The organism is Pilimelia columellifera subsp. columellifera (assembly GCF_039532605.1).
GTDB lineage: Bacteria > Actinomycetota > Actinomycetes > Mycobacteriales > Micromonosporaceae > Pilimelia > Pilimelia columellifera.
Genome location: NZ_BAAARY010000007.1, coordinates 143,164 through 166,144, shown reverse-complemented (window position 1 = coordinate 166,144; position 22,981 = coordinate 143,164). Strand labels below are relative to the sequence as shown.

Genomic DNA, 22,981 nt, shown 5'->3' with positions numbered 1-22,981 from the left:
CAGCCCCCGAAACCTCGGCGACATCGTCCGCGCAGCCGTCCACCTCACCCACTTCGAATACCGGTACCTACCGAACCCTCGTTGAGATCACCTCAATGAGGACGGTTACCTGAGGGCGACGCCCTTGGCCTTGAGGAACGTCACCGGGTTCACCGCGTTGGCCCGGGTGGCCGGCGGCGCCGTGGTGTGGATCTCGAAGTGCAGGTGCGGTCCGGAGGAGTTGCCGGAGCTGCCCGCGTATCCGATCAGCTGGCCGGCGCTGACGCGCTGTCCGACGACCACGATCGGCTTACGGATGAGGTGGCAGTACCGGGTGACGACCTTCGCGGCATGTTCGATCTCCAGGTACCAGCCGCAGCCCGAGATCCTGACGGAGCCGTCCTTGTCGCAGCTGTAGCCCTTGGGCACATTGCAGTAGACGCCGATGACCTCGCCTGCGGCGGCGGAGCGGATCGGGGTGTTCTTGGCCGCGGCCACGTCCATGCCGTCGTGGGTGGGGCGGGTCTTGGTGCGGAACCCGCTGCCGACGAGGCCCGGAATCGGGTTGGTCCAACCGGCCTTGCTGACCGCCGGGGTCGCCGGGGTCGTGGGGGTGACGGGCCGGGTGGCCGGCGGGGCGACCTGGCCGGCGGTGGAGCAGCGTGGGATCCGCTGGGAGCTGCGGACGACGTAGGCGTCGGAGACAAAGCGCCCGTTAGGCATCTTGTCCCAGAGAATTGTCGTTCGCACTGAGCCGAAGACCTTCTGACCAACCTGCTGGCAGACGATCGAGATGCGCGCCTTGTTCCGGATCAGTCCGACCCGTGCCGTGACTGTCGAAGCGCCGGCGCGGATATTGAGCTGACCGTTGCCGCTCTTGATGACGCCGCTGCCGGCCGCTGCCTCGGCTGTGGTCGAGGTGCCGGCGAGGACGCCGAGCACGACGCCCACGGTCGCCAGAACGGTAATCGCGAGGTGGCGTGACCTGCCCATCTCGAAGGCTCCAATCCTGGGGCGCTATCGGATGATGGGGTGGTGCCGCGCGCCCTGATTCCAAGGTCGCTGCCGCAGGAGAGCTTGCCGTCGCCGTGGCGGTGCGAACGGGTTGCGGTCAGAGCTCGTGGGAGCGGCGCGGACGCCAGAACACGATGGTGACCATGAGGACGCCCAGCGCGGCCAGCGGCACGTAGTGCTTGTGCTGGGCCCACAGCACCGGCAGTCCGATGGCCGGCACCCGCAGTCGCGCGACGCCGCGGACGCTCTCCTGCGGGACGGCGGTGCTGTCGGCTTCTTCGTTCGCGTCGCCCTTGGTGACGAGGTTGCCGTCGGCGGTCTTGCCGACCAGACGGTGCAGCAGGAGCTTTCCGGGCTTGGCCGGGTCGTCCATGAGCAGCACGGTGCCGGGCGCGAGCTTGTCGATCCGTTCCCGTTCGATCGGCGCCGCGCCGACGATGTCGCCGACCCGGATCGCCGGGGCCATGGAGCCGGTGACGACCACCGACGTGGTCCAGCCGAACGCCGCCGGCAGCACCGACCAGGCGATCATTCCGACGGCGAAGGTCAGCACCAGGCCGCGGACGAGGCCCAGGGCGCTGACGCCGGTGTCGCGTAGCTGGTCGGGCCACCGTCGGTGGGCCTGGTGTCGCCCGCGTCCGGGCACGGGCGGCGGCGCCACGTCCGGTGTCATCGGGGCCGGCGGGGTCGCCTGCGGGCCGGGCGGGAGGGTGCCCGGCATCGGCGGCCCTGCGGGCGTCTGGTCGCTGTGGTTGTGCGAGCAGCAGTCCGCGCAGTCGACGACCGGGGTCGACGGGATTGCTACCTGAGCCGCCTCAGCGGCCTCGCGGGATGGTGCTGACATATTGCCCCCCTGGCGATGGTGTCACCGCTGAAGGTCGGCGGCGGCCCGCTCCAGTTGAGGAAATCAGACGGCTCAGGGCCTCAGTGTGGGTTCGCGGTGGCCGATAGGACCGCGACGAGCAGACGGCCCGCGGAGGACTCATGCCCCAAAAGGCACGGCGCCAACAACACGGCACCTGGGGTGCTGTGTGGCTGATGCTCGCGTTCGGAGCTGTCAGCCTTCTCGCCATCGTGACGATGGCGCCGCCGCAGGAAGCCCCAGAGCGTCTCAGCCATGTGGCCAGCGCGCCGTTGCTCAGCAACGACGGCGGGTCCGCGCTGTTCAACGTATCCGCGATGACGCCCGATCAACAGGTCACCAACTGCATCGCGGTGACCTACGGCGGCGCGGCCGGCGCGAGCGAGGTCCGCTTCGCGGTCGGCGGTTTCGTCGACGCCGCGGTCCCCGACGGCGAAAGCCTGGCCGATCACCTCCACATCGCGGTCGAGCTCGGCGACGCCGACACAGCAGGCGATTTCGGCGACTGTGCGGGCTTCTCCGGCGCGGAGATCTACCCCGGAACCATGACCGTCACCGAGCTGAACTCAGCGCTGGGTGAGCCGACCGGCTGGGTCCCCGGCCCGGATGAGTCACGGGTCTTCCGGATCACCATGACGTTCGACCCCACGCCGGACGTTGAGGACAACCTGCTCCAGGGCGCCGCTCTGGACCAGACGACCCTGGTCTGGGGCATCGAGACCGCGCCGACCCCGAGCCCGTCGACTAGCTCGTCCGCGGCGCCGACCTCGGCCGCGCCGTCGGCAGCGCCGTCGTCTGCGGCGCCGTCGTCTGCGGCGCCGACCTCAGCTGCGCCGTCGTCCGCGGCGCCGACGATCACGGCCCCTACGACTGTCGCCCCGACGACCACCGCGCCCACGACTGTCGCGCCGACGACCCGGCCGCCCACGACCACCCCGGCGACGACTGAGCCGGCGCCCAGCCCGGCCGGACCCAGTTCGGCGCCCCTGGCGCCCACCACCGGCGCCCCGGAGGTCACGGTCGGCCCGACCGAACGGGCGGACTCCAGCCCCACCGCCTCGACCAGCGCGTCCGGCGCCGCCCCCTCGGGCTCGGCTTCCCCGACGGCGCCAGGCCCGGCGCCGGTGACCGGCGACGGCGGAAGCGACGGCGACGGCGGCAGCAAGAGCGCCATCGGCCGTGCCGGCGACGCTGTCCGTAGCGCCAGCAAGGACGTGGCCGCCTGGTTCGGCCGCGCCGGAGCATCGGTGGGCCAGCTGCTGGGCGATATGGAAGACGTCCTGCCGGTCGGTGGGAGCGCCGCCGGATTCTCCATGATCCCGCTCGGTGCGATGCTGCTGTTCCTGCTCACCCAGGACCGTCTGGACCGCCGCGACCCCAAGTTGTCGCTGGCCCCGGTTTCCCGCGAACCCTTCCTGAATTTCGTCAACCCCGGGTTGGACTCTGCCGAAAGGTCGGATGAAGCCGTCGACAGACGTGGGCGCGCCATCGGTAGAGGAGGTGCGGAGTGACCACCGGATACAAGCCTGGCGAGTTGGCGCCGGTCGGCGACCGGCTGCGGTGGATGCTCCGCGCCCGTAGCGCCTTCGGCGCGCTCATCATCGCAATGGCGGCGACCCTGTCGCACTTCAGCGGGCACCAGATCCACGGCGGACCCGCAGTCTGGTTGGCGCTGGCGGTGGGTTGGCCCGCCCTGACGAGCCTGACCCTGCTGGTCCGGGACCAGGGCCGCGGTCTGGTCCGGTTCTCGCTCACAGCCTCCCTGCTCGGCGACGGCGTGCTGCTGGCGTTCGGCTGGTGGGCCACCGGCGCTCTGATGAGTCCGGTGGCGTACCTGGTAGTGCTGCACGGCGTCGCGGTGACGCTTCTGGCGTCGTTCCGCACCGGCGTGAAGCTGGCCGTGTGGCACACCATTCTGGCCTGGCTGGTGTTGGAGGCCGTCCGCGCCGAGCTGCTGCCCGGTGTGGAACAGGCGAACGCGCTCGACCGTTGGCTGTACTTCGGCGCCATGTGGGCCGCGGTGATCGGCACCGCCTCGTTCGCCGCCAGCAACGAACGCGAGCTACGCCGCCGCCGGTACGACAGCGAGGCGTTGCAGCAGTTCGGGGCGACGCTCGTCGCCCAGACCGAGCCGCTGGCCGTGGCCTCCGCGCTCGCCATGTTCGCCAACAGCGAGCTGGCCGCCCGCCGGGCTGTGGTCGTCCTGCGGGCGCGGACGGCGACCAACGCCGGCTTCCTGAGCCGGCCGGTCATGGTGGTGGCCGAAGGTGACGGGATCACCGTGAGCCACCCGGACCCGTCGCGTATGGGCACGTCCGTGGTCGCCGCGGCGATCGCCCTCGGTCAGACCCTGCTGCGTCCCCGATTCGATCCCGAGCGTGACCCCTCCCTGACCGAGGTCATGCCCGGCGCCCGCGGCCTCATCATCGTCCCCATCGCGATGGAGCAGGCGGTCGGCGCGCTCGTCGTGCAGATGGGCGTCGCCTCCCTGTGGGCACGCCAAGTCGAGCGGCGGGCGGTCAACACCGCCGAACAGGCCGCCAGCCAGGCTGCCAGCGCCCTCCAGGTGACGGTCCTCACCGAGCAGCTGCGGGCCCAGTCGCAGACCGACGGCCTCACCGGCGTCGCGAACCGTCGCCGCTTCGACGAGGTGTTCGCCGCACGGGTGTCGCAGGCCGCCGAGAACGGCGCCGATCTGGCCCTGTTGCTGGTCGACATCGACCACTTCAAACGACTCAACGACACCCACGGGCACCAGGCCGGCGACGAGACGCTGCGTGAGGTGGCCCAGGCGTTGCACTCGCAGTGTCAGGAACCGCATCTGGTCGCCCGGTACGGCGGCGAGGAGTTCGGCATCGTCCTCGCCGACACCGATCCGGTGGGCGCCCTGGCGATCGCCGAACGGGTGCGCGGCGCGGTGGCGCGGATCGAGGGCGTCACCCAGGTGACCGCCAGCATCGGCGTCGCCTCGTACCCGGGCCACGGGCTCAGCCCCGCCGAGCTCATCTCCGGCGCTGACGCCGCCCTGTACCGCGCCAAGGCCAGCGGGCGCAACCGCGTCCGTTCGGCGGAGGCGCCGAACATGTCACACCCGCACAGCGTTCCGGCTCAGGAAAACCCCTCAGGCCGTGACTCGCTACGCCGATAGGACCCCGTGAGCGCCACCCCGGCCGCTCTACGTAAGTACCAGCAGGAGGAGTAAGCCATGGATGGGCCAACGTACGCGGCACCGAGCGTGCCTCCCCCGCGCCGCTCACGCGGCGAACGCTTCCGCGGCGCTGCCGTGCTTGTGGGGCTCCTGACCAGCGCAGCGCTGGTCTGGCAGTCCACCCAGGCGGCATTCTCCAGCGTGACCGACAACCAGGGCAACAGCTTTGCTGCCGGTAGCGTGACGCTGACCGAGAACGACGCGGACAACGTCCTGTTCGCGGTCACCGGACTGGTGCCCGGCGGCACAGGAAACAACTGCATCGAGGTCGAGTACGACGGCAACGTCGCGGCCGAGGTCCGGTTGTACATCAACACGTTCGCCGAGAACGATGGCGCGGCCGACGGCGCGTTGCTCGACTCCGAGCTGCGTTTGTACATCCAGATGGGCGACGTCGACGACACCTGCGGCGTGGCCAACGGCTGGTCGGCCGTCAGCGCCGTGGCGCCGGGCGACTACGTCGAGCCGACGTTGAAGACGAAGTCGAACTTCGCCACCGGCTACGACCCGGGTTGGAACCCCAGCGCAGCCAACACGGTGCGGGCGTTCCGGGTGACGTACACGATGGATTCGGACGCCACCAACACCGCCCAGGGCGACAGCCTGTCGTTCAACTTCGCCTGGGAAGCCCAGAACACCTGATAGACCCCTGTGGACGAGTCCGGGCCGCGTGGTGGCGACACCGCGTGGCCCGGGCCCGTCCCGGGCCCTGCCGAGACGTTCGGGGCGAGGTTCGATGACCGACACCGTCACCGCTGCCGCGGTGCTGCTACACCGGCAACCCGTGCACAACGAGAGCCGTCAGCTCGTCGGCTACGAGATCAGACTCGCGCCCTGCGGCGCGGAACCCCTGGCCGAGGCGGGCGTCGCCGCTCGCGTCCTCACCGACCCCCGGCTGGGCGACCTCGGCGGACGCCGAGGCTTCGTGACGCTGCCACCGTCGATGCTGGCCGACCCGGACGCGATGCCGGCCGGACCTGGTCTGGTCGTCATGGCCACCGCGGCCGGGATGGACGAGACCGCCACCCGCAACGTGCTGGCGCTGGCCGCCGCCGGTCGCCCGGTGGGCCTCACCGGCGCCACGGTGAACGCCGACCCCCGGCTCCTGGACGTCGCCAGCTACCTCACTCTCGACCTCGCCGCCGACCCCGACTCGCTGCGGGATCTGGCCGACGAGTGCCGACTCGGCAGCCGTCGGGGTCGGATCACTCTCATCGCCGGCGGGGTCGCCACCGGCGCCCACCTCACCTACGCCAAGCTTCTGGGCTGCGGCCTGCTCGAAGGTCCGCTGCTCAGCCGCCCGGAACCCAAGGCCGGCGGCGCCCTGTCGGCCTCAAGGCTGGGTCGGGTCCAGCTGATGGCGGCACTGCAACGCCGGGACACTTCATTGGACGAGATCGTCGCCATGGTGGCCCGGGACCCGGCGCTGTCGTTCCGGCTGCTCAACGCCACCAACTCGGCCTCCTCCGGACTCTCCCGGCGGGTGTCGTCGGTGCGTGAGGCGGTAGTGCTGCTGGGCACCGGCCGGGTCCGGCAATGGGTGTCGATGATGGCGTTCGCCGACATGGCCGACGCCAACGAGGCATACCTGACGCTGGCGGTCAGCCGGGCCAGAATGTGCCAGTTGGTCGCCGAGCGGCTGCACGCCCCGGGGGAGGCCGCGTTCACCGCCGGTCTGCTGCTGGCGGTCGCGGAGCTCACCGGAAGCCCGATCGCCGACGTGGTGGACCGGCTGCCGCTGGCCGCGGCCCTGGCGACGGCGCTGGTCAGCGGCGCCGGACAGCTCGGTGAGGTGCTCGGGGCGGTCCGCGCCTACGAGCGTTGGCTGCCGCCGGCGATGGGCTGGCCGCTGCCGGTCGGCGAGCTGACCGAGGCGTACCTGGCCGCCGGCGCGTGGTCGGCCCGGGTGCTCGCCGACGTGCTCAGCCAACCGGGCGCCCCGGCCCGCTCGGCCTGACCGGCAGCGACGCTGCCGTGATTGTCGCTGCCGAGGCTACGATCGGTAACTATGCGGCGGCTGACCTGGTGGGGCCACAGCACCGCCGTCCTGGAGCTGGACGGGGTGCGGATTCTCACCGACCCGGTGCTCACCGACCGGGTGGCGCACCTGCGCCGGCGTCGTGGGCTGTCGCCGGCCACGCTGACCCAGCCCGACGTCGTCCTCATCTCCCACCTGCACGCCGACCACCTGCACCTGCCGTCGCTGCGTCGCCTCGGCGGACAGGCGCCGCTGGTGGTTCCGGCCGGCGCCCGCGCTTTCGTCCGGCACGCGCTCGGCGACAGCTTCGCCGAGCGCTGTATCGAGCTGCCGGCGGGCCAGGAGACCACCGTCGCCGGGGTGCGGGTGCGGGCGGTGCCCGCGGCCCACGACGGCGGTCGGCACCACTGGTCCCGCTGGCACGCCGAGGCCGTCGGCTACGTCATCGAGGCAGGTCTCAGCGTCTGGTTCGCCGGCGACACCGGGCTGCACCCGGCCATGTCGACGTTCGGTCCGGTCGACCTCGCGTTGGTGCCGGTCGGCGGTTGGGGACCCAGCCTGGGGCCGGGGCACCTGAGCCCGACCCAGGCCGCCGAGGCCGTGCGCCGCATCGGCGCCCACATGGCCGTCCCGATCCACTACGGGACGCTGTGGCCGATCGGGATGGACCAGGTCCGTCCGCACCTTTTCCACGACCCGGGGGAGCGGTTCGCCGACCACGCGATCGGGCTCGACGTCCCCGTGCTGACCCCTGGCGGCGTTCTGGATCTGCCATCGTGACCACCCTGGCCGGCATCCTGCTCTCGTTGGCGGCGCTGGTCGGATTCGGAGCGGTGGCCCCGGTGGTGCCCACCGGCCCGGCGGTCAGCGCGGCCGCCGCATACGCGCTTCACCAGAACGTCTACACGGTCCCCCTGGTGATTATCGCCGGCGCGCTCGGGGCCTACCTGGGCGACCTCGTCCTGTACGCCGCGTGCAGCTGGGGCGGCGAGCGCCTGGTCCGCCGGTTCGGCTGGTTGCGGGAGGGCGAGCGCAGCGCCAACCTGGCCCGTCAACTGGCCGAGCGGCAGGTGTCGGTGCTGTTGGTCTCGCGAATGCTGCCAGCCGGCCGCGTGCCGGTCCTGGTGGCGGGGGCGGTGGCCGGAATGGATTGGCGTCGATTCGCCGTGGCGAACATTCCAGCCTGCCTGCTGTGGTCGAGCCTCTACACGACGATCGGCCTCGTCGGCGGGGTGGCGTTGGCCGGGTCCTGGCTCGCCGTTCCGGTCGCAGCTGCCGCCGCCGCCCTCATCGTGGTGTCTCTGGAACTCGCTCGGCGGATTGCGGCAGCCCGCCGCTGACCTCGTCAGCGCCGCTGCCCTCGCTGTCCCCGCCGCCGCTGCCCCCGCCGGTTTCGCCATGCGGGCCCAGCCCCAGGTCGTCGCGCCACCGGGCCAGCAGGCGGTGCACCGCCACCGGGCCGACCAGCTCGGCGTCGCCGGCCGGGTCGGACCACTGGGCCGGATGCAGCAGCAGCCCGGCGGTCTGCCACCCGCCGAGCCCGCCATGACAGCCCACCAGCTCCTCGAACGCCGCCACCTCCTCGGTGTCCGGGTCGACCGCGCTGATCAGGACCAGGTCGCCGACGTGGGCGCACGCCTGGTGGGCCAGCAGGTCCGCGCGGGCCCGGGGCCCGTACGGCGCCAGCGGGTCCCGGCCGCGCACCTCGCCGTCGCGGAGCCGGTGCGCCCCGTCCCCGCCGACGGCGATCGGCCCGTCCGCCTCGGTGGCGATGACCACCACGCCAATCCCGGGGTGGGCGGCGAGCCCCCGCACCAGACCTGGGTGCTCCTGGCCCATGCGCTGGCAGGTCACCTGGCCGGGCAGACCGGTCAGATAGATCATGGCCAGGTTGCCCGAGGCCACCACGACCGCGTCGGCGTCCGCGTCAGCGATGGCCCGGCGCTCGCGTTCGGCCGGTCCCAACGCCACCTCGCCGTCGGCCGAACGGGTCCTGGTTGCCGCCCGGGTCGCCGCCGCCGCCGCCCCGCCGTGGCTGGTGACGCTGGTGAGCAGGGTGTTCACCGGGCCCCAACCCTCGACATCGGCGGTGGCTCCGGCGGTCTCCTCGACGGCCTCCGACCGCAACAGCCGACTCACCACCTGTTCGATCGACTCCTGGTACCGCTGCCGGAACGGCGCGCCCTGGCTCTGCCCGTGGTCGGAGAGCACCACGATTCGGTAGTCCCGCGCCCCGCCGTGGGCCGCCAGCCGGGACAGGATGCCGACGACCCGGTCCAGCCCCTCCAACGCCGCCATCGCCTCGTGCCTGGCCGGTCCGGCGTGGTGCGCGACCTCGTCGTAGTCGACGAAGTCGCAGAAGATCGTCGGGGCGCCCCGGGCCATCTGCTCGGCCACCAATGACACGTTGAGGTCCCGGAGCAGGACGTTGGTGACCGGCCGCAGCAGCAGGAACGCCCCACCACGGGCCACCCGGGGCCAGACCCGCCGGCGCCGTTGCAGTCGGGCCTGGTGCAGCTCCTTGAGTAGCTCGCCGACGCCCAGCACCAGTCCGCGGGCCAGGCCGTAGGGGCTGGTCATGAAGGCCGCGTACGCCGAGGAACGGGTCGGCAGCGCAGCCTGGCTGACGGTGAGCAGACTGGTGGGGGCGTCGCCGGTGAAGATGTTGCTGATGCTCACGCCGTCGTGGCGCAGCAGGCCGTCGCCGGTGCTCAGGCGCCGTTCGGCGAGCGCGGCGTCACCAGGCCGGCTGGTCACAACCAGGCGCCGGACGTCTTTCTCGTACCAGCGGAACGCCGGGATCTGGTCGGCCACCCCGTGCAGCAGACCGGCCTGGGCGGCCGGGGTGGTCGCGGGCAGGCCGGTGTGCCACTGACGTAGCCGGTAGCGGCCCGAACGTAGCCAATGCCCGATCTGTGGGAGGTTCCCGGCGCGCACCGCCCACTGGAGCAGCGGCGCGGCCACCCCGTCGAGCTGGATGATGAGCAGGCCGGGCGGGCGGGCCTGCCCGGCGGGTTGGCGGCTCCGGGTCATCCGGCGCAGCGTCTCGGCGAGGAAGGCGTCGTCGGTGCCGGCGTCGGCGATCCAGTGCACGATCGCCGAGAGGGCGGCGGCCACCCAGGCCGCGACGAACGCGAGGCTGAAGTGGGAGATCTGCGCGTTCGGGTCCAGCAGCAACGCCACATAGATGACGGTGGCCTGTAGGCAGATCCCGATGAGCAGCGCCACGTAGCCGCCGGCGATGGTGGCCACCGCGAGCATCGCCGGTCGCAGCACGGCGCCGACTGCCGCGACCAGCACTACCAGCCACAGCATCGACACCAGGCCGCCGGAGGTGATGCCCGGCAGCAGCCAGAGCGTGGCGGCCAGCACGACGAACGAGGTCGCGAAGCTACGCAGGAGCGACTTCACCCATGCGACGGTGGGCCGCCAGTCCCGCAGGACCCGCAGCCCGAGGCGCACCCGGGCGCGGGAGCCGGATGCCGGGGGACGCTTGGCCGCCGACATGCCCTCAACGATCGCACAGCGGCGCCGGCCGTCGGGCCCGTTGACGCGGGCGCCGTGGACGCTGGCTGTTGCGCCGGGCTCAGACGCCGTGCGCCTGGACGGGCTGGGTCCGCGCTTTCATGATCTTGTCGAGTCTGGCGGCGAGCATCGGGGTGAGCAGGGTCGAGTAATGGGTGGTCAGGTGGGTGTTGTCCCGGTAGACCAGGGTGTTGCCGACCAGCGCCGGACAGGTCGCCTTCGTGCACAGCCACGGCGTCGGCTCGATGACCGACGCCCCGGCGGCGGCCAGCGCGCCGGCGACGGCCCGGCGCCGGTCCGGCAGCGGCACCGCCTCGGCCTGCGACCGCTGGCATGGGGCGGCGTTGTCGAGGTTCGCGGCCAGACAGGGCAGCAGGTCCTCGCGCAGGTGCGGGGTGGTGTTGATGTACGCGACCCGCGCGCCCTTGGCCTTGATCTTCTCCAGCGAGGCGAGCCACCCCCGCACCCAGACCTGGTCGTTGTCGGGCCCGCCGTCCGCCGCGGTGGTCGACGATCCGATCGACGAGGTGACGATGAGGTCCGGCGCCAGCTTGCGGATCTGCTCCAGCGCTCCCTTGCGCCACCGGGTGCACTCCGGCAGCAGCCGCCGGTCGCTGAACCCGAAGACGGTGACCGAGGCGGCCGAGCACTCGTTGCGCACGAACACGATGAGGCGCCAACCTCGTTCGACGGCGATGGTGTTCAGCGCCGGGAACCAGTGTCCGGCGTGCGAGTCGCCGAGCAGCACGACGGTCCTGGCGCCGTCGGGGGCCCCGTACCGGCACTTTCGGGCGTTTCGTGCTGGGTCGTCCAGTTCGTGGCAGCCGTCGCGGTAGAACGTGGGCTTGTTCTCCAGCGCGGTGACCAGCGGCGGCGTCAGGTTCGCCGGGACCACCGGGCGGGCGGCGCTGGCGGCGAGCAGTTGGGTGAGGCGTCGCTGCGGCGATGGCGCCTCGGCTACCAGCTCGGTCGGATCGTCGGCGCTGGTGCGCCCGGCGACCGTCGGAGTGATCAGCGTGGCCAGCACCGCGACCGCCGCTGTCGCGGCCGACAGCGACCCGCCCAGCGCCAGGCCCCGGCGCGGGCTGTGGCGCAGCGTCGGCCGGTGCCGGACCGGGTTCTCCAGCCAGTGGTGTGAGGCGGCGGCCAGGCCCAACGCCACCGTCACGAAGCCCAGGCTCTCCACCAGGTGGGGCGCCCGGCCCAGCAGGGCTGCCCCGAAGACCAGCGCCGGCCAGTGCCACAGGTACCAGGAGTACGACAGCTTGCCGAGCAACCGCGCCGGGGCGCTGCCCAGCAGTCGGTCGGTGAGCCCGGCCGACCCACCGGCGCCGGCGGCGATGACCGCGACGGTTCCCGCCACCGGCAGCAGCGCGGCGTAACCGGGGAAGACGGTGCGTTCGTCGAAGGCGAGCGCGGCGGCGGCGATCGCGCCGAGCCCGGCGACGGCCAGCGGCAGGCGCGCCCGGGTCGGCATCCGCACGGTCGCCGTGGCCAGCAGCGCCCCGGCCGCCAGCTCCCAGACGCGGGTCGGACTGCCGAAGTAGGCCCAGGCCAGGTGCCGGGCCGACAGCCACACCGACAGCGCCAGCGACGCCACCGCGATGACCGCGACCCAGGTGAGGATGCGTCGGCGGGGCAGCCCGTCGGTAGCGTCGCGGCGACTACGACGCAGGAGCAGGAGGAGCAGCAGCGGCCAGAGCAGGTAGAACTGCTCCTCGACGGCCAGCGACCAGAAGTGCTGCACCGGCGAGGGCGGCTCGCCGGCGGCGAAGTAGTCGGTTCCGGTCTGCGCCAGCCGCAGGTTGATGAGGTAGACCGAGCTGGCGATGACGTCCCAGGCGGTCTGGACGGCGCGTAGCGGCGTGAGCAGCCAGGCCCCCACGAGGACCGCGACGAGCACCGGCGCGGCGGCCGGGATGAGCCGTACGGCCCGGCGCGCGTAGAACGTCCGCAATGACACTGTGCCGGTGCGGGCGGCCTCACGCAGCAGGCCGGCTGTGATGACGTAGCCGGAGATGACGAAGAAGACATCGACGCCGACGAATCCCCCGGCCAGGCTGGTGACGCCGGCGTGCGAGAGCACCACGAGCAGGACTGCGATGGCGCGCAGCCCTTCGATGTCGCCGCGCAGCGCCCGGCGGGCGGGCGGCGCGGGGGCTTCAGGGGCGATCGGGGCGGCCTCGTGGGCGCGCTGGGGGAGCGGGCGCGCGGCGGCGCCCGCCGGGCAGGGAGGAACGTCCGGCGAGGTCGTCGGAGATGTCATCGGAGGCGCAAACCGTCTCGTCAGCAGTGGGCGATGGGGGATCGCGGGCAACGGTACCGCAGGCACACGACAGCCGTCCGTCTGAAAGATTGGTAGATAACGTGCCATGGAAGTTTCTGTCTAGCTGCCAGATTCATTCGGCCGCGGTCCGGTTCACTGAAGCGGGTTCACTCCGTGGTACGCCAGCACATGCCAGGCGGTGGTGGCCACGTGCCGGACCGGGAAGTACCCCGACTCGGAGACCCCTGCCGGCAGCGGGCTGGACGCCGCGACGAGCCCGCTGCCACGCGGCAACGCCTGGCCGCCGACGGTCTGGCCGTCGCCGAGCCGGTCCTGGGCCTCGGCCAGGGTCGTCACCAGGGCCGCCCAACGTTGCGGGTCGGTGGGGTCGCGGCGGGCGGCGCAGGCGTGCTGCGCGGTCCCCTCGAACCACACCGCGTACGGGTCCGGGGTGGGCAGCGCGTCCCCGCCCGCGGCGCCGACGGTCCGGCTCGCGGTGCTGAAGGTCGCGCCGGTGATCCTGGCGCCGGGCGGCAGCGTGCTGTTCGGGCGGTCGGCGGAGTCGGTGACCGTCAGCGCGTTGTGCACGAACCGCAGCGCCGGCCGGGCCCGCAGCCGCACCGACGCCAGCCACGGGTGCAGCTGCGCCTCAAGGGTGGCTGGCCCACGGTCGACATCCTCGCCGTCGGCGGAGACTGTGGAGAAGCAGCGGTCGGTTTCCCGCCACATCCGGCTCACGAAACGGCCGGCGTGCGAGCGCTGCCGGGCCCAGGCGATGTCCCCGGTCGCGGCGGCCAGCGCCCCGAACAGGGCGATGAGGCCGGCGTTGTGCGCGGTGGACAGCGCGGGCAGGGTTCGCCCGCTGCCGTCCACCCCGGCCCGGAAGCCGCCGAGCGGGCCGGACGAGCGGCAGTGCCGCACCACCCAGGCGCCCAGCCGGGCTGCCCCGGCGGTGTAGCGCCGTTGCCCGGTGCGCCGACCGAGTGCGGCCAGGGCGATGCCGGCCCAGGCCAGGTCGCCGGTGTGGGAGGAGCGGAAGTCGAACGGACCGTCGGTGTTGACGGTCCCGTCGGGGCGGATGAAGCCGTGCGCCTGGGTCACCCCGCCGACGGCGAAGGTCCCGACCGTGTACGCCTGCCGCAGCCGCCCGTCCTCGAAGTCGGGGTCGTGCCGCTGGGCGTAGAGCAGCGCGTCGCCGATGAGTCGGGCCCGGGCCCGGGCGGAGCGGGTGGGGTGGCTCAGGTACGCCAGAACGGCGATGGCGGCATCGTAGGTGAAGGCGGTGGCGTGCAGTCCCATCTGATCGGCGTAGGACTGCGGCAGTCGCAGGGCGTGGGTGGCGCCGTTGCCGTCGAGCATGTGGTCGAGGAAGGCGACGGCGCGGTCGGCGGCGGCGGGGCGTCGGACCGGACGTCGGTCCTGGTCGGAGGCGGGCGGGTGGACGGTGGCGGTGCCGGCCGCGCGGGTCGCCGGCGGGGCGGCGGTGGCTGCTGAGGTCATCGGCGATCTCCCGGCCTTTATTGGATAACATGTCCGGTTTTACGCCAGTTTACGGCTGTGGGTCGGCGTATCCGCCCCCGGCCGCCCACACCCACCCCCGCCAGCGGCCGGCGGCCGAAACTGGCAGGGTGGGGCGGTGAGCATAGCCACCGTCGACCCGGCCACCGGCGAGCTGATCCGCCGCTACGACCACCTGACCGCCGAACAGGTCGAAGCGGCGCTGGCCGCCTCCGCCGCCGCCTTCACCCGTCTGCGCGCCACCGGTTACGTCGAACGCGCCCGCTGGCTCCGCGCCGCTGCGGACCTCCTCGACGCCGAACGCGACGACATCGCCGCCACCATGACACTGGAGATGGGCAAACCCCTCGCCGCCGCGCGCGCCGAAGCCGCCAAATGTGCCATCGCCTGCCGTCACTACGCCGACCACGCGGCCAGCTACCTGGCCGACGAGCCGCTGCCGGACCCGTCGGAGGTCGGGGCCGTCGCCGCCTACGCCCGCTACCGGCCGCTCGGCCCGGTCCTGGCCGTCATGCCCTGGAACTTTCCACTGTGGCAGGTCATCCGCTTCGCCGCCCCCGCCCTCATGGCCGGCAACACCGGGCTGCTCAAACATGCCTCCAATGTGCCGGCGACGGCCCTGTACCTGGGCGGGCTGTTCACCCGCGCCGGGTTCCCCGCCGGGGCGTTCCAGACCCTGCTCGTCGGCGCCGATGCTGTCGAGGGCATCCTGGCCGACCCACGCGTCCGCGCCGCGACCCTCACCGGCAGCGAGACCGCCGGCCGGTCGGTCGCGGCGTTCGCCGGCCGTCATCTCAAGAAGACTGTGCTCGAGCTTGGCGGCAGCGACCCGTTCGTGGTCATGCCGTCGGCTGACCTCGACCGCGCGGCACGTACCGCCGTCACGTCGCGCTGTCAGAACAACGGCCAGTCCTGCATCGCCGCCAAGCGCTTCATCGTCCACGCCGACGTGCACGAGCCGTTTCTGGCGGCGTTCGTGGCCGGCATGCGGGCGCTGCGGATGGGGGACCCGGCGGACGAGGCCACCCAGATCGGCCCGCTGGCCACAGCCTCCGGCCGCGCCGAGGTCGCCGCCCAGGTCGCCGACGCGCTCGCCCACGGAGCCATCGCCCACTGTGGCGCCGTCACGCCCGGCGGGCCCGGCTGGTTCTACCCGCCGACGGTGCTCACCGACGTGACGCCGACGATGCGGTTGTGGTCGGAGGAGGTGTTCGGGCCGGTCGCCGCGGTGCACCGGGTCCACTCGGACGCCGAGGCGCTGGCGTTGGCCAACGCCAGCGCCTTCGGCCTCGGCGCGAGCGTGTGGACCACCGATCCCGCCGAACAGGACCGTTTCGCCGCCGAACTGGACGCCGGCGCGGTCTTCGTCAACGGCATGACCACATCCTTCCCGCAGCTGCCGTTCGGTGGGGTGAAGAACTCCGGCTACGGCCGGGAGCTCGGCGCGCACGGCATCCGCGAGTTCTGCAACCTCACCACCGTGTGGGCGGGTCGCTGACGGCTGTGTTCCACATCACCCAGGAGGTCAATCACCCGTGCGGCTGAACGTCCACCACGCCCTGCCTGGACGGTCGTTGACCGCCCCGTCCTCGGCCCGTTTGATCACCGGCATGCGAACCAACATCACGCGCCGCGTCGCCGGCGCCCTCACCACCTCCGCCATCGGCGTCGTCAGCGCCGTCGCCGTGGCCTCGCCCGCGTCAGCCGCCTATGAGCACAAATTCGAAATCGGGACCCGCTCGTCGGCGGCCACACTCGCCGGCTCCTACGAGTCCATGATGGGCATCCCGGAGAACCCGCCGCCACCGATCGCCGTCGAAGGGACAATCAACCTGCGTAACCGCAACACCTGTGGAATCGTCCAGGTCAGCGGCGACGGCCCGGCCGACGAGCTGGTGTGGCGGACCATCGTCAGCACCTGCCGCAGGGGAACGACGTTCAACGAGCGCGTCAGCCTGATGCGCGGCGGGTTCGCGCCGTCGTTGCGCCTGTGCGCCGGACGCGCCGTCGCCGCCGCCGAGCTGGCCGCCGAGCGGAACCGTTGTATCGGCGAAACGCAGCTGGTCCTGCGTTGATCCAGCAGAGCTGACGCCGCCCCGCCATGTCGCCTTGGGTCTACGTGGGCATCGCCGCCTCGATCGCCGGGTCGGCGGTCTTCCCGCCGCTGCCCAGCGAAGGCGCGCTCGTCGCCGCGATGGGCCTGGCCGCCGCCCGTGAGCTGGACCTGGGCTGGGTCTGCCTCACCGTGGCGGTCGGGGCGACCCTGGGCGACCTGGCGGCGTACTCGCTGGGACGCGCCATCGGCGCCGGCGCCCGTCAACGCCGCCGGTCGCGCGTCCGTCGCGGGCTGCCGCCCGGCCCCGGCCGGCGTCAGGTCGCGCTCGGCTGGCTCCGCCGCCAGGAACGATCGTGGGGTCCTGGCCTCGTGGTGACCGGCCGCTTCATCCCGGGAGGCACCGCCGCGGTGGGGATCTCCGCTGGCCTCCTGCGCTATCCGGTCCGCCGGTACCTCCCGCTCTCGTGCGTCGGGGCGGTGTTGTGGACCGGATACGGCGCCGCCGTCGGCTTCCTCGGACACGCGGTCCTCCCCGGAAACGTCTGGGCCGCGGTGGCGTTGGCGGTGGCGCTCGCGGTTACTGTCGGCGTGGCGCTGAGCCTGCGACGTTCCCGGCCGCGCCGCCGCCCATAGGACCCTGCGCGCCTACCACCGCCGGCGTGTCGATGGCACCCCGAAGCCGCGTTCGTGGGCTCGGAGATGGGTACCGGCGGCGGCTACCGGCACGAACCAGCCCCGTCGGATAATAGCGAAATGACGATGCCGTTTCCCGCGCCGACGGACCCAGCGTCAGAGCGGACCGAGGTGTTCCTGAGGTACCTCGACTACTTCCGCGAGACAGCCATCGCCAAGGTGCTCGCGCTGCCCGACGATGAGCGTCGCCGCAGCCGCCTCCCGTCGGGATGGACGCCACTTGAGCTGCTCAAACACCTTCGATACGTCGAGCTGCGGTGGATCGAGTGGGGATTCCAGGGCGGCACGGTCGGCGAACCGTGGGGAGACCGGCGCGAGGACCGGTGGCACGTCACGCCCGACGAGTCATGCGACGCGCTGGTGACGGCGCTGCGCGCCCAGGGCGCGCATACCGCAGCGGTGGTCGCGAGCAACGAGCTGACCGCCGTCGGGGCTGCCGGCCCGAGGTGGGAGGGGGCGCCTCCGGCGACGCTGGAACGGGTGCTGTTCCACCTGCTACAGGAGCACGCCCGTCACGCCGGGCAGCTGGACATCGTCGTCGAGATCGCTGGCGGTCCGGTCGGCGAGTAGACCAGAATGGACCGATGGCGAGCCTTGGCACCGTCCGCGTCTTCCACGCCGAGCGGGGGTGGGGCGTCATTGACGGCCCGGAGGTCCCCGGCGGGTGCTGGGCGCACTTCTCCGCCATCGCCATGGACGGGTATCGGGAGCTGAGCCAGGGCCAGCAGGTGACGTTCCGTGCCGAGGCGTTCAGTCAGGACGGGTTCGCCTATCGGGCGGTGAAAGTCTGGACGGGAGGCGTCGAGCCGCCCGACCAGCCCCCAACTCCGGACGGCTCGGCCGGCTATCGCAGCTCGCTGACCCTGACATTCGATAACTGATTGGTCAGCGGCGTCCGGTCGCCAGAGCGACGAGAAACTGCCCGCCGCCGGTGTCGACGCTCGCGGTCACCGGCAGCCCGGGCGCCAGCCGGGAGAACCGGTCGACCAGCCAGTCCGCCGCCTCCTGCGCGTCCTTCCTGTTCGCACAGCGGGCGACCAGTTCGCGGCCACCCTTGCGTTCCAGCCGCTCAGCAACGGCGATCAACGGCGCGGGCTCCACCACATGCAGGCGGTCAGGCCAGGCGATGACCACCTTGACGGCGCCCTTGCGGGTGTTACAGGCGCGGTGCGCGAGCCGCTCGATGACCTTGGCCTTCTTGTCGGCGGTGCGACTGTCGATACTGGGGCCACGTGGGTCGTTCACCGACATGCCGGCGTCGACCGCCTCATCGCACACCCAGCATCGCCAGCCGTCTCGCTTCGCCACGTCATCGAGTTTCATCCCAGCAAACTAGCGTGTCCGACTGCACGCCAGTGTGGCAGCGCGACGACGAGCGGAGCTACGGCGCGGCGGGGCGGGGTGGTCGTCGTGCCAGTCCCACCAGCGCCCCGGCGGCGCGGGCCAGCGCGTACGCCGGGAGCGCCGCGTGCATCATCGTCCCGAGCACCCGGCCGGCCGGCTGGTACGCCCACGCCGCCGCGAATGGCCGTTCCGTCCCGGTCGCCAGCCCGTAGGCGATGCCGCTGACCAGGGCGCTGCCGAGGAACAGGACGGTCCCGACCCACCAGCCCAGCGCCGGGGTGGCGACGAGGTACCAGCCGGCCGCCACCGGGGCGGTCACGGCGGTGGTCGAGCGTCCGTAGTGCAGCAGCGCCGGCAGCGGGCCCTGGCGCCAGGCGAAGCGCCCGGTAAAGGCCGCTGAGCGGACGGTATTGCCGAAACCGTCGAGCGATCGGGTGAGGAGCCCACCGACGGTCGTCGGCACCGGCACGTAGGCGCGGGCCGACGAGACGTAGCCGACCTGCCACGCCCGCCCCGCTGCCGACGTCCCGTCGCGGGGCTCGTCCGGGGAGCGCGGTGTGGGCCCCAGCCACGGCTGCCCGACGAGCAGCGCGGCCAGCGACCGCCCCGGCCGCCATGCCGGCAGGCACGGCCAGACGGCCTCGCGTCGGCAGACCGCCAGGCCGGCTGGCAGCTCGACCACGGCGCCGATAGCCGCCTCGGCCCCGATGTTGATCCGGCAGCGGGCCTCCAGCCACGCGTCCTGGGCACGGGTGAGCGGGTTCACCTCGGCGTTGCGGGCGCGCAGGTGCGCGGTGACCGCGCCCAGCTCAGGGTGACGGTGCAGCGCGCGCAGACACCGGCGCACCGCGTCCGGGGCGGCGAGCGTGCCTTCGGCGACGAAGGCGAGCACCTCACCGGTGGCGTGTTCGGCGGCGTGCCGCAGCGCGTCGTGCGGGCCCGCGCCGGGCAGACGCAGCACGGTGATCGGCAGGGTGCGGGCCAGCTCGTCGAGGCCGTCGGCGCTCGGACCGGTGGCCACCACGATGATTTCGGCGGGGCTGTGGTCGGTGGCGGCGAGCGCGGCCACCGCCGTCACGGCCGCGTCGTCGTCCGAGCCGGCGACGGTGAGCAGGCTGACGACAGGGAACGACGGCAGCGCCGGGAACGTGTGGGCGCCGGCCGGCGGGCCGCGCCGCTCGTGCCGGGACGGGTCCTCGTACCGGCCGTACGCCAGGTAGAGCAGCCCGGTGGCGCCGGCGAGCATCGCGTACGGGTAGCCCAGCAGCGCCGGAGCGCCCACGACCAGGGGCGCGAGGACGGTGAGCAGGACGAACAGCGGCGTCAGGCCGGCCAGGGTGACCGCCTGACGGATGGCGGGCAGCGCCGTCCGGTCCGCTGATGGGGTGCGCAGCGTCGTCTCCGCTCGTTATGTCTGGTGGCGTGACGCCCGGGCGGCGCCTGGCTGACGGCCTCGTGCCGCGGTCTGGCTTCATCCTCGTCCGCTGGCGTCGTGGGCGCAGTCCACCGCGTGGACGGGCGAGCGCGCGCCCGGCCGACCCCGGACCATCGCGAATCGGGCAGGTGGCCGTGAACCGGATAGTCGACGATCGAACGGCCAGAGGCCTAGCCAGGGTCTGGTCGAGTTAGGACAATGTGACGATGGCCACCGCCGATACCGGAACCCACGCCGATACCGGAGCACAGCACGCGCTCGCGGCCGCTGCCGACCTGTCCGGGACGACGATCCTGCTGGTCGTTCTGGCGCTTTTCAGCGCCTATGGCCTGGGGTTCGCGCACGCGATCCTGCGCCGGGCGCGCAACGACTACCGCGTCACCAGGAAGTCGCTGCCCGGCCTGCGTCGGGGTGTCGTCAACGCCTTCACCACCACCGCCGGGCGCCTCGCGCTGGTGTTCATCGTCATCGCCGTGACGATGGCCTGGTCGGCGATGGCAGGGGACCGACCCCCGGCCTGAGGGCCCCGCCCGGGGTGATTCAGGCGGTGAAGCGGCCGCGGATGACGTTGGGGGCGCTGTGTCCGGCCAGCCAGCCGGCGAACTCGTCCGGCGGCATCGGCCGGGAGATGAAGTACCCCTGGAGAATGTTGCAGCCCTCCCGGACGAGGTAGCCGTAGGTGTCCTGGTCCTCAACGCCCTCGGCGACGACGTCCAGGCCCAGCGCGTGCCCCAGCTGCACCGCGGAGCGGACGACCGCCCGGTCCCGGTGGTCCACCGCGATCCGCAGCACGAACGACTTATCGATCTTGACTTCGTGGATGGGAAGCTCCCGGAGCCGACCCAGCGACGAGTAGCCGGTTCCGAAATCGTCGATGGACAGTCGCACGCCCAGGGCGTGCAGCTGGTCGAGGACCTCCTTGGCGGCCACCGGGTTGGTCATGATCGATGTTTCGGTGAGTTCCAGGGTCAACCCGCTCGGGGGCACGTTGGTCTGCTGGAGCAGGCGTGAGACCACCTCCGGCAGCGTCGGGTCGAGCAGGCTGTTCGGCGACAGGTTCACCGCAACATGCAGGTCATGGCCGTTGCGGCGCCACGCCGCACAGCGCCGCAACGCCACTTCCAGCACATGCAGGGTCAGCGGCCGGATGAGCCCGGAGTGCTCGGCCAGCGGGATGAACTGGTCTGGCGGGATGTTGCCGTGCGTCGGGTGGTGCCAGCGGGCCAGCGCCTCGGCGCCGGTGACCTGACCGGTGTGCGGGTCGAGCTTCGGCTGGAAGACCACCAGCAGCTCGCGTCGGTCGATGGCGTCCCGCAGGTCGGTGATGAGGGCCAGCCGGTCCGGCGTGTTCTTGTCGTCCTCGGGCAGATACACCCGTAGCCCGGTGTGGGTGGCCTTGGCCGCGTACATGGCGACATCGGCCCGGCCCAGCAGCGTCTGCGGGTCGTCGCCGTGGATGGGCGCCACCGCGATGCCGATGCTGGCCCGGGCGTTGAGCGACAGCGGCCCCCGCTGCACCGGCCGCTCCAGCTCCCGGGCGAGCGCGCTGCCCAACTCCACCGCCTCGACGACGGTGCGGACCCGGCGCAGCAGCACCGCGAACTCGTCCCCGCCCAGCCGCGCCACCTGCCCCTGGTCGGCCACGGCCTGCTGGAGCCGGGCGGCGACCTCGCGCAGCACCGCGTCGCCGGTGTCGTGCCCGAGGGCGTCGTTGACCTCCTTGAACCGGTCCAGGTCCAGCAGCAGCACCGCCGGGCCGTTGTCGTCGTGCCGGGCCGCGTCCAAAGCGGCCTCCAGCAGCATGAGAAAGTGCCGGCGGTTCGGCAGCCCGGTCAACGGGTCGTGCAGCGCCAGGTGCTCCTTCTCCTCGGCCTCCCGGCGGAGCCGGTCGACGAGGTGGGCCCGGGCCAGGGCGACGCTCGCGTGGTTGGCCAGGGCCTCGAACAGCCGGAGGTGTTCGGGGGTATAGCCGCCGATGTCGGGCAGGCTGTCCGTCACCAACAGCACCCCGGTGACGTCCGCCAACGGCACCGGCACCGCCATGCCGTCGCGCGGCCCCTCCCCGCCGCTGTCGGAGCTGCGCAGCACCGCGGCGCCGGTCAGCGCGGGCGTCCACCACTGGTCCGCCGGCCCGATCGCCAACAGGGTGTCCACGAGCCGGTCCTGCTCGCTCAGCCGGGTCCGGCTCGGTCGGTGCTCGTCGATCTGCGGGACGATGAGCTGGGCCTGGGCGCCACGCATCTGGTCGCGGGCGCGTTCGAGCACCACCCGGATCAGCGACCGGGTATCGGCGGAGCCGTCCAGCGCCCGGGTGAAGCTGTACAGCTCGTCGACCTGCGCGTGGCCCTGCTGCTGGGTGATGAGCGCTCGGTAGGCCAGGTAGAGGATGACCGACACCACCCCGAGCAGCACCAACGTCCACGGCGTCTGCTCGACCCCGATCGCGCTGATGATCGCCACCGTCGTGGTGACCAGGACGAACGGCTCGCCCCGCAGCGCCAGCGGCAGCCGTCGCCACTCGCTCGGGTCGTCGTGGAGGCTGATCGCCGCGGTGACCAGGACCGCCGCGACAGTGTCAGCCAGCAGGACGGCGGCGTAGACGGCCAGCCAGTCCTGGAGCGAGTCCGGGACGCCAGCGCCGCCCAGGGCGTGGAACGTCAACGCGGCCACCATCGACTGCACGCCCCACAGCGCCACGTTGAAGCCGAGCTTGAGGCCGCGCTGGCCACGAACGAAGAACAGTCCGACCGCGCCGCCGACGACCCGTGCCAGGACCAACGTCACCGGGTCGAGATGGGCCAGGGCCAGCACCAGCGGGATCTCGCTGACGCTCATCGCGTGACTGCCCCGGCGCACCCGCAGGTGCACCACGAAACCTTCGGTCACGGCGAAAAGCGCCACCAGGGCCACCAGCCACGGCCAGTCCGGCGTCGGCGTCCCGTGCCGGATGACGAGCCAGCCGGCGACCAGCGCGGTCAGCGCGCCGAGCGAGAGGCTGAGCGCGCCGACCCGTGCCTCGGGGCGCCGCCACCACGGGGCGCGGCGTTCGGCGTCGGGCGTTCCTGTCATGTCCAACCGGTCTCCTCGGCGAGTCACCAAGCGG

General features: G+C 72.5%; 20 protein-coding genes. 12 read left to right on the top strand and 8 right to left on the bottom strand.

The genetic code is table 11. The features are described from left to right. Positions 1 to 105: 105 nt before the first annotated feature. Together ABD287_RS10355 and ABD287_RS10350 are read right to left on the bottom strand one after the other, a co-directional pair. On the bottom strand, positions 106 to 930 hold the full coding sequence (locus ABD287_RS10355) for a peptidoglycan DD-metalloendopeptidase family protein (protein WP_344171645.1): 825 nt from the start codon (positions 928 to 930) through the stop codon (positions 106 to 108). Positions 931 to 1,090: 160 nt separating this feature from the next. Then, on the bottom strand, positions 1,091 to 1,837 hold the full coding sequence (locus ABD287_RS10350) for a S24/S26 family peptidase (RefSeq protein ID WP_344171643.1): 747 nt from the start codon (positions 1,835 to 1,837) through the stop codon (positions 1,091 to 1,093). Between the two features lie 140 nt (positions 1,838 to 1,977). Here ABD287_RS10350 and ABD287_RS10345 point away from each other — a divergent pair, with 140 nt between their 5' ends. The 6 genes from ABD287_RS10345 (at position 1,978) to ABD287_RS10320 (ending at position 8,381) form a co-directional block, all read left to right on the top strand. Then, a complete protein-coding gene (locus ABD287_RS10345) occupies positions 1,978 to 3,366 on the top strand; it encodes a hypothetical protein (protein ID WP_344171641.1) in 1,389 nt (462 codons plus the stop codon). Then, a complete protein-coding gene (locus ABD287_RS10340; protein ID WP_344171639.1) occupies positions 3,363 to 5,003 on the top strand; it encodes a GGDEF domain-containing protein in 1,641 nt (546 codons plus the stop codon). The genes ABD287_RS10345 and ABD287_RS10340 overlap by 4 nt, the downstream gene beginning before the upstream one ends. A gap of 57 nt (positions 5,004 to 5,060) precedes the next feature. Further along, the gene (locus ABD287_RS10335; RefSeq protein ID WP_344171637.1) at positions 5,061 to 5,705 is read left to right on the top strand and encodes a hypothetical protein; all 645 of its coding nucleotides are present in this window, start codon (positions 5,061 to 5,063) and stop codon (positions 5,703 to 5,705) included. A 94-nt stretch (positions 5,706 to 5,799) separates the two neighbouring features. Beyond that, positions 5,800 to 7,020: an EAL and HDOD domain-containing protein gene (locus ABD287_RS10330; protein ID WP_344171635.1), complete on the top strand. Its 1,221-nt coding sequence runs from the start codon at positions 5,800 to 5,802 to the stop codon at positions 7,018 to 7,020. A gap of 51 nt (positions 7,021 to 7,071) precedes the next feature. Further along, on the top strand, positions 7,072 to 7,821 hold the full coding sequence (locus ABD287_RS10325; RefSeq protein WP_344171633.1) for an MBL fold metallo-hydrolase: 750 nt from the start codon (positions 7,072 to 7,074) through the stop codon (positions 7,819 to 7,821). Continuing rightward, the gene (locus ABD287_RS10320) at positions 7,818 to 8,381 is read left to right on the top strand and encodes a DedA family protein (protein WP_344171631.1); all 564 of its coding nucleotides are present in this window, start codon (positions 7,818 to 7,820) and stop codon (positions 8,379 to 8,381) included. The genes ABD287_RS10325 and ABD287_RS10320 overlap by 4 nt, the downstream gene beginning before the upstream one ends. On the opposite strand, the gene ABD287_RS10315 is transcribed toward ABD287_RS10320, so the two are convergent. From ABD287_RS10315 to ABD287_RS10305, 3 genes are all read right to left on the bottom strand, one after another. Then, positions 8,329 to 10,548, bottom strand: a complete 2,220-nt coding sequence (locus ABD287_RS10315) for an alkaline phosphatase family protein (RefSeq protein ID WP_344171629.1) — start codon at positions 10,546 to 10,548, stop codon at positions 8,329 to 8,331. The two genes, ABD287_RS10320 and ABD287_RS10315, sit on opposite strands and share 53 nt — an antisense overlap. Positions 10,549 to 10,627: 79 nt before the next feature. Next, positions 10,628 to 12,832 (bottom strand): acyltransferase family protein, encoded by a 2,205-nt coding sequence (locus ABD287_RS10310; protein ID WP_344171627.1) that lies wholly within the window; start codon positions 12,830 to 12,832, stop codon positions 10,628 to 10,630. 153 nt (positions 12,833 to 12,985) lie between these two features. Next, complete coding sequence (locus tag ABD287_RS10305) at positions 12,986 to 14,332, bottom strand: glycoside hydrolase family protein (protein WP_344171625.1); 1,347 nt, start codon at positions 14,330 to 14,332, stop codon at positions 12,986 to 12,988. A 136-nt stretch (positions 14,333 to 14,468) separates the two neighbouring features. Here ABD287_RS10305 and ABD287_RS10300 point away from each other — a divergent pair, with 136 nt between their 5' ends. From ABD287_RS10300 to ABD287_RS10280, 5 genes are all read left to right on the top strand, one after another. Next, positions 14,469 to 15,848, top strand: a complete 1,380-nt coding sequence (locus ABD287_RS10300; RefSeq protein WP_344171623.1) for an NADP-dependent succinic semialdehyde dehydrogenase — start codon at positions 14,469 to 14,471, stop codon at positions 15,846 to 15,848. Positions 15,849 to 15,960: 112 nt separating this feature from the next. After that, positions 15,961 to 16,425 (top strand): hypothetical protein, encoded by a 465-nt coding sequence (locus ABD287_RS10295; RefSeq protein WP_344171621.1) that lies wholly within the window; start codon positions 15,961 to 15,963, stop codon positions 16,423 to 16,425. Between the two features lie 26 nt (positions 16,426 to 16,451). Beyond that, positions 16,452 to 17,039: a DedA family protein gene (locus ABD287_RS10290; protein ID WP_344171619.1), complete on the top strand. Its 588-nt coding sequence runs from the start codon at positions 16,452 to 16,454 to the stop codon at positions 17,037 to 17,039. A gap of 120 nt (positions 17,040 to 17,159) precedes the next feature. Continuing rightward, positions 17,160 to 17,669, top strand: coding sequence for a mycothiol transferase (locus ABD287_RS10285; RefSeq protein WP_344171617.1), 510 nt, complete (start codon positions 17,160 to 17,162; stop codon positions 17,667 to 17,669). A gap of 14 nt (positions 17,670 to 17,683) precedes the next feature. Continuing rightward, the gene (locus ABD287_RS10280; RefSeq protein WP_344171615.1) at positions 17,684 to 17,980 is read left to right on the top strand and encodes a cold-shock protein; all 297 of its coding nucleotides are present in this window, start codon (positions 17,684 to 17,686) and stop codon (positions 17,978 to 17,980) included. A 4-nt stretch (positions 17,981 to 17,984) separates the two neighbouring features. Here the strand turns inward: ABD287_RS10280 and ABD287_RS10275 are convergent, their stop codons facing one another. Together ABD287_RS10275 and ABD287_RS10270 are read right to left on the bottom strand one after the other, a co-directional pair. Next, a complete protein-coding gene (locus ABD287_RS10275; RefSeq protein ID WP_344171613.1) occupies positions 17,985 to 18,422 on the bottom strand; it encodes a hypothetical protein in 438 nt (145 codons plus the stop codon). A 58-nt stretch (positions 18,423 to 18,480) separates the two neighbouring features. Next, positions 18,481 to 19,725, bottom strand: coding sequence for a glycosyltransferase (locus tag ABD287_RS10270; protein WP_344171611.1), 1,245 nt, complete (start codon positions 19,723 to 19,725; stop codon positions 18,481 to 18,483). Between the two features lie 359 nt (positions 19,726 to 20,084). Here ABD287_RS10270 and ABD287_RS10265 point away from each other — a divergent pair, with 359 nt between their 5' ends. Further along, positions 20,085 to 20,399, top strand: a complete 315-nt coding sequence (locus ABD287_RS10265) for a hypothetical protein (protein ID WP_344171609.1) — start codon at positions 20,085 to 20,087, stop codon at positions 20,397 to 20,399. A 19-nt stretch (positions 20,400 to 20,418) separates the two neighbouring features. Here ABD287_RS10265 and ABD287_RS10260 read toward each other — a convergent pair whose 3' ends face one another. After that, positions 20,419 to 22,947, bottom strand: coding sequence for a putative bifunctional diguanylate cyclase/phosphodiesterase (locus ABD287_RS10260; protein ID WP_344171607.1), 2,529 nt, complete (start codon positions 22,945 to 22,947; stop codon positions 20,419 to 20,421). Between the last annotated feature and the right edge of the window lie 34 nt (positions 22,948 to 22,981).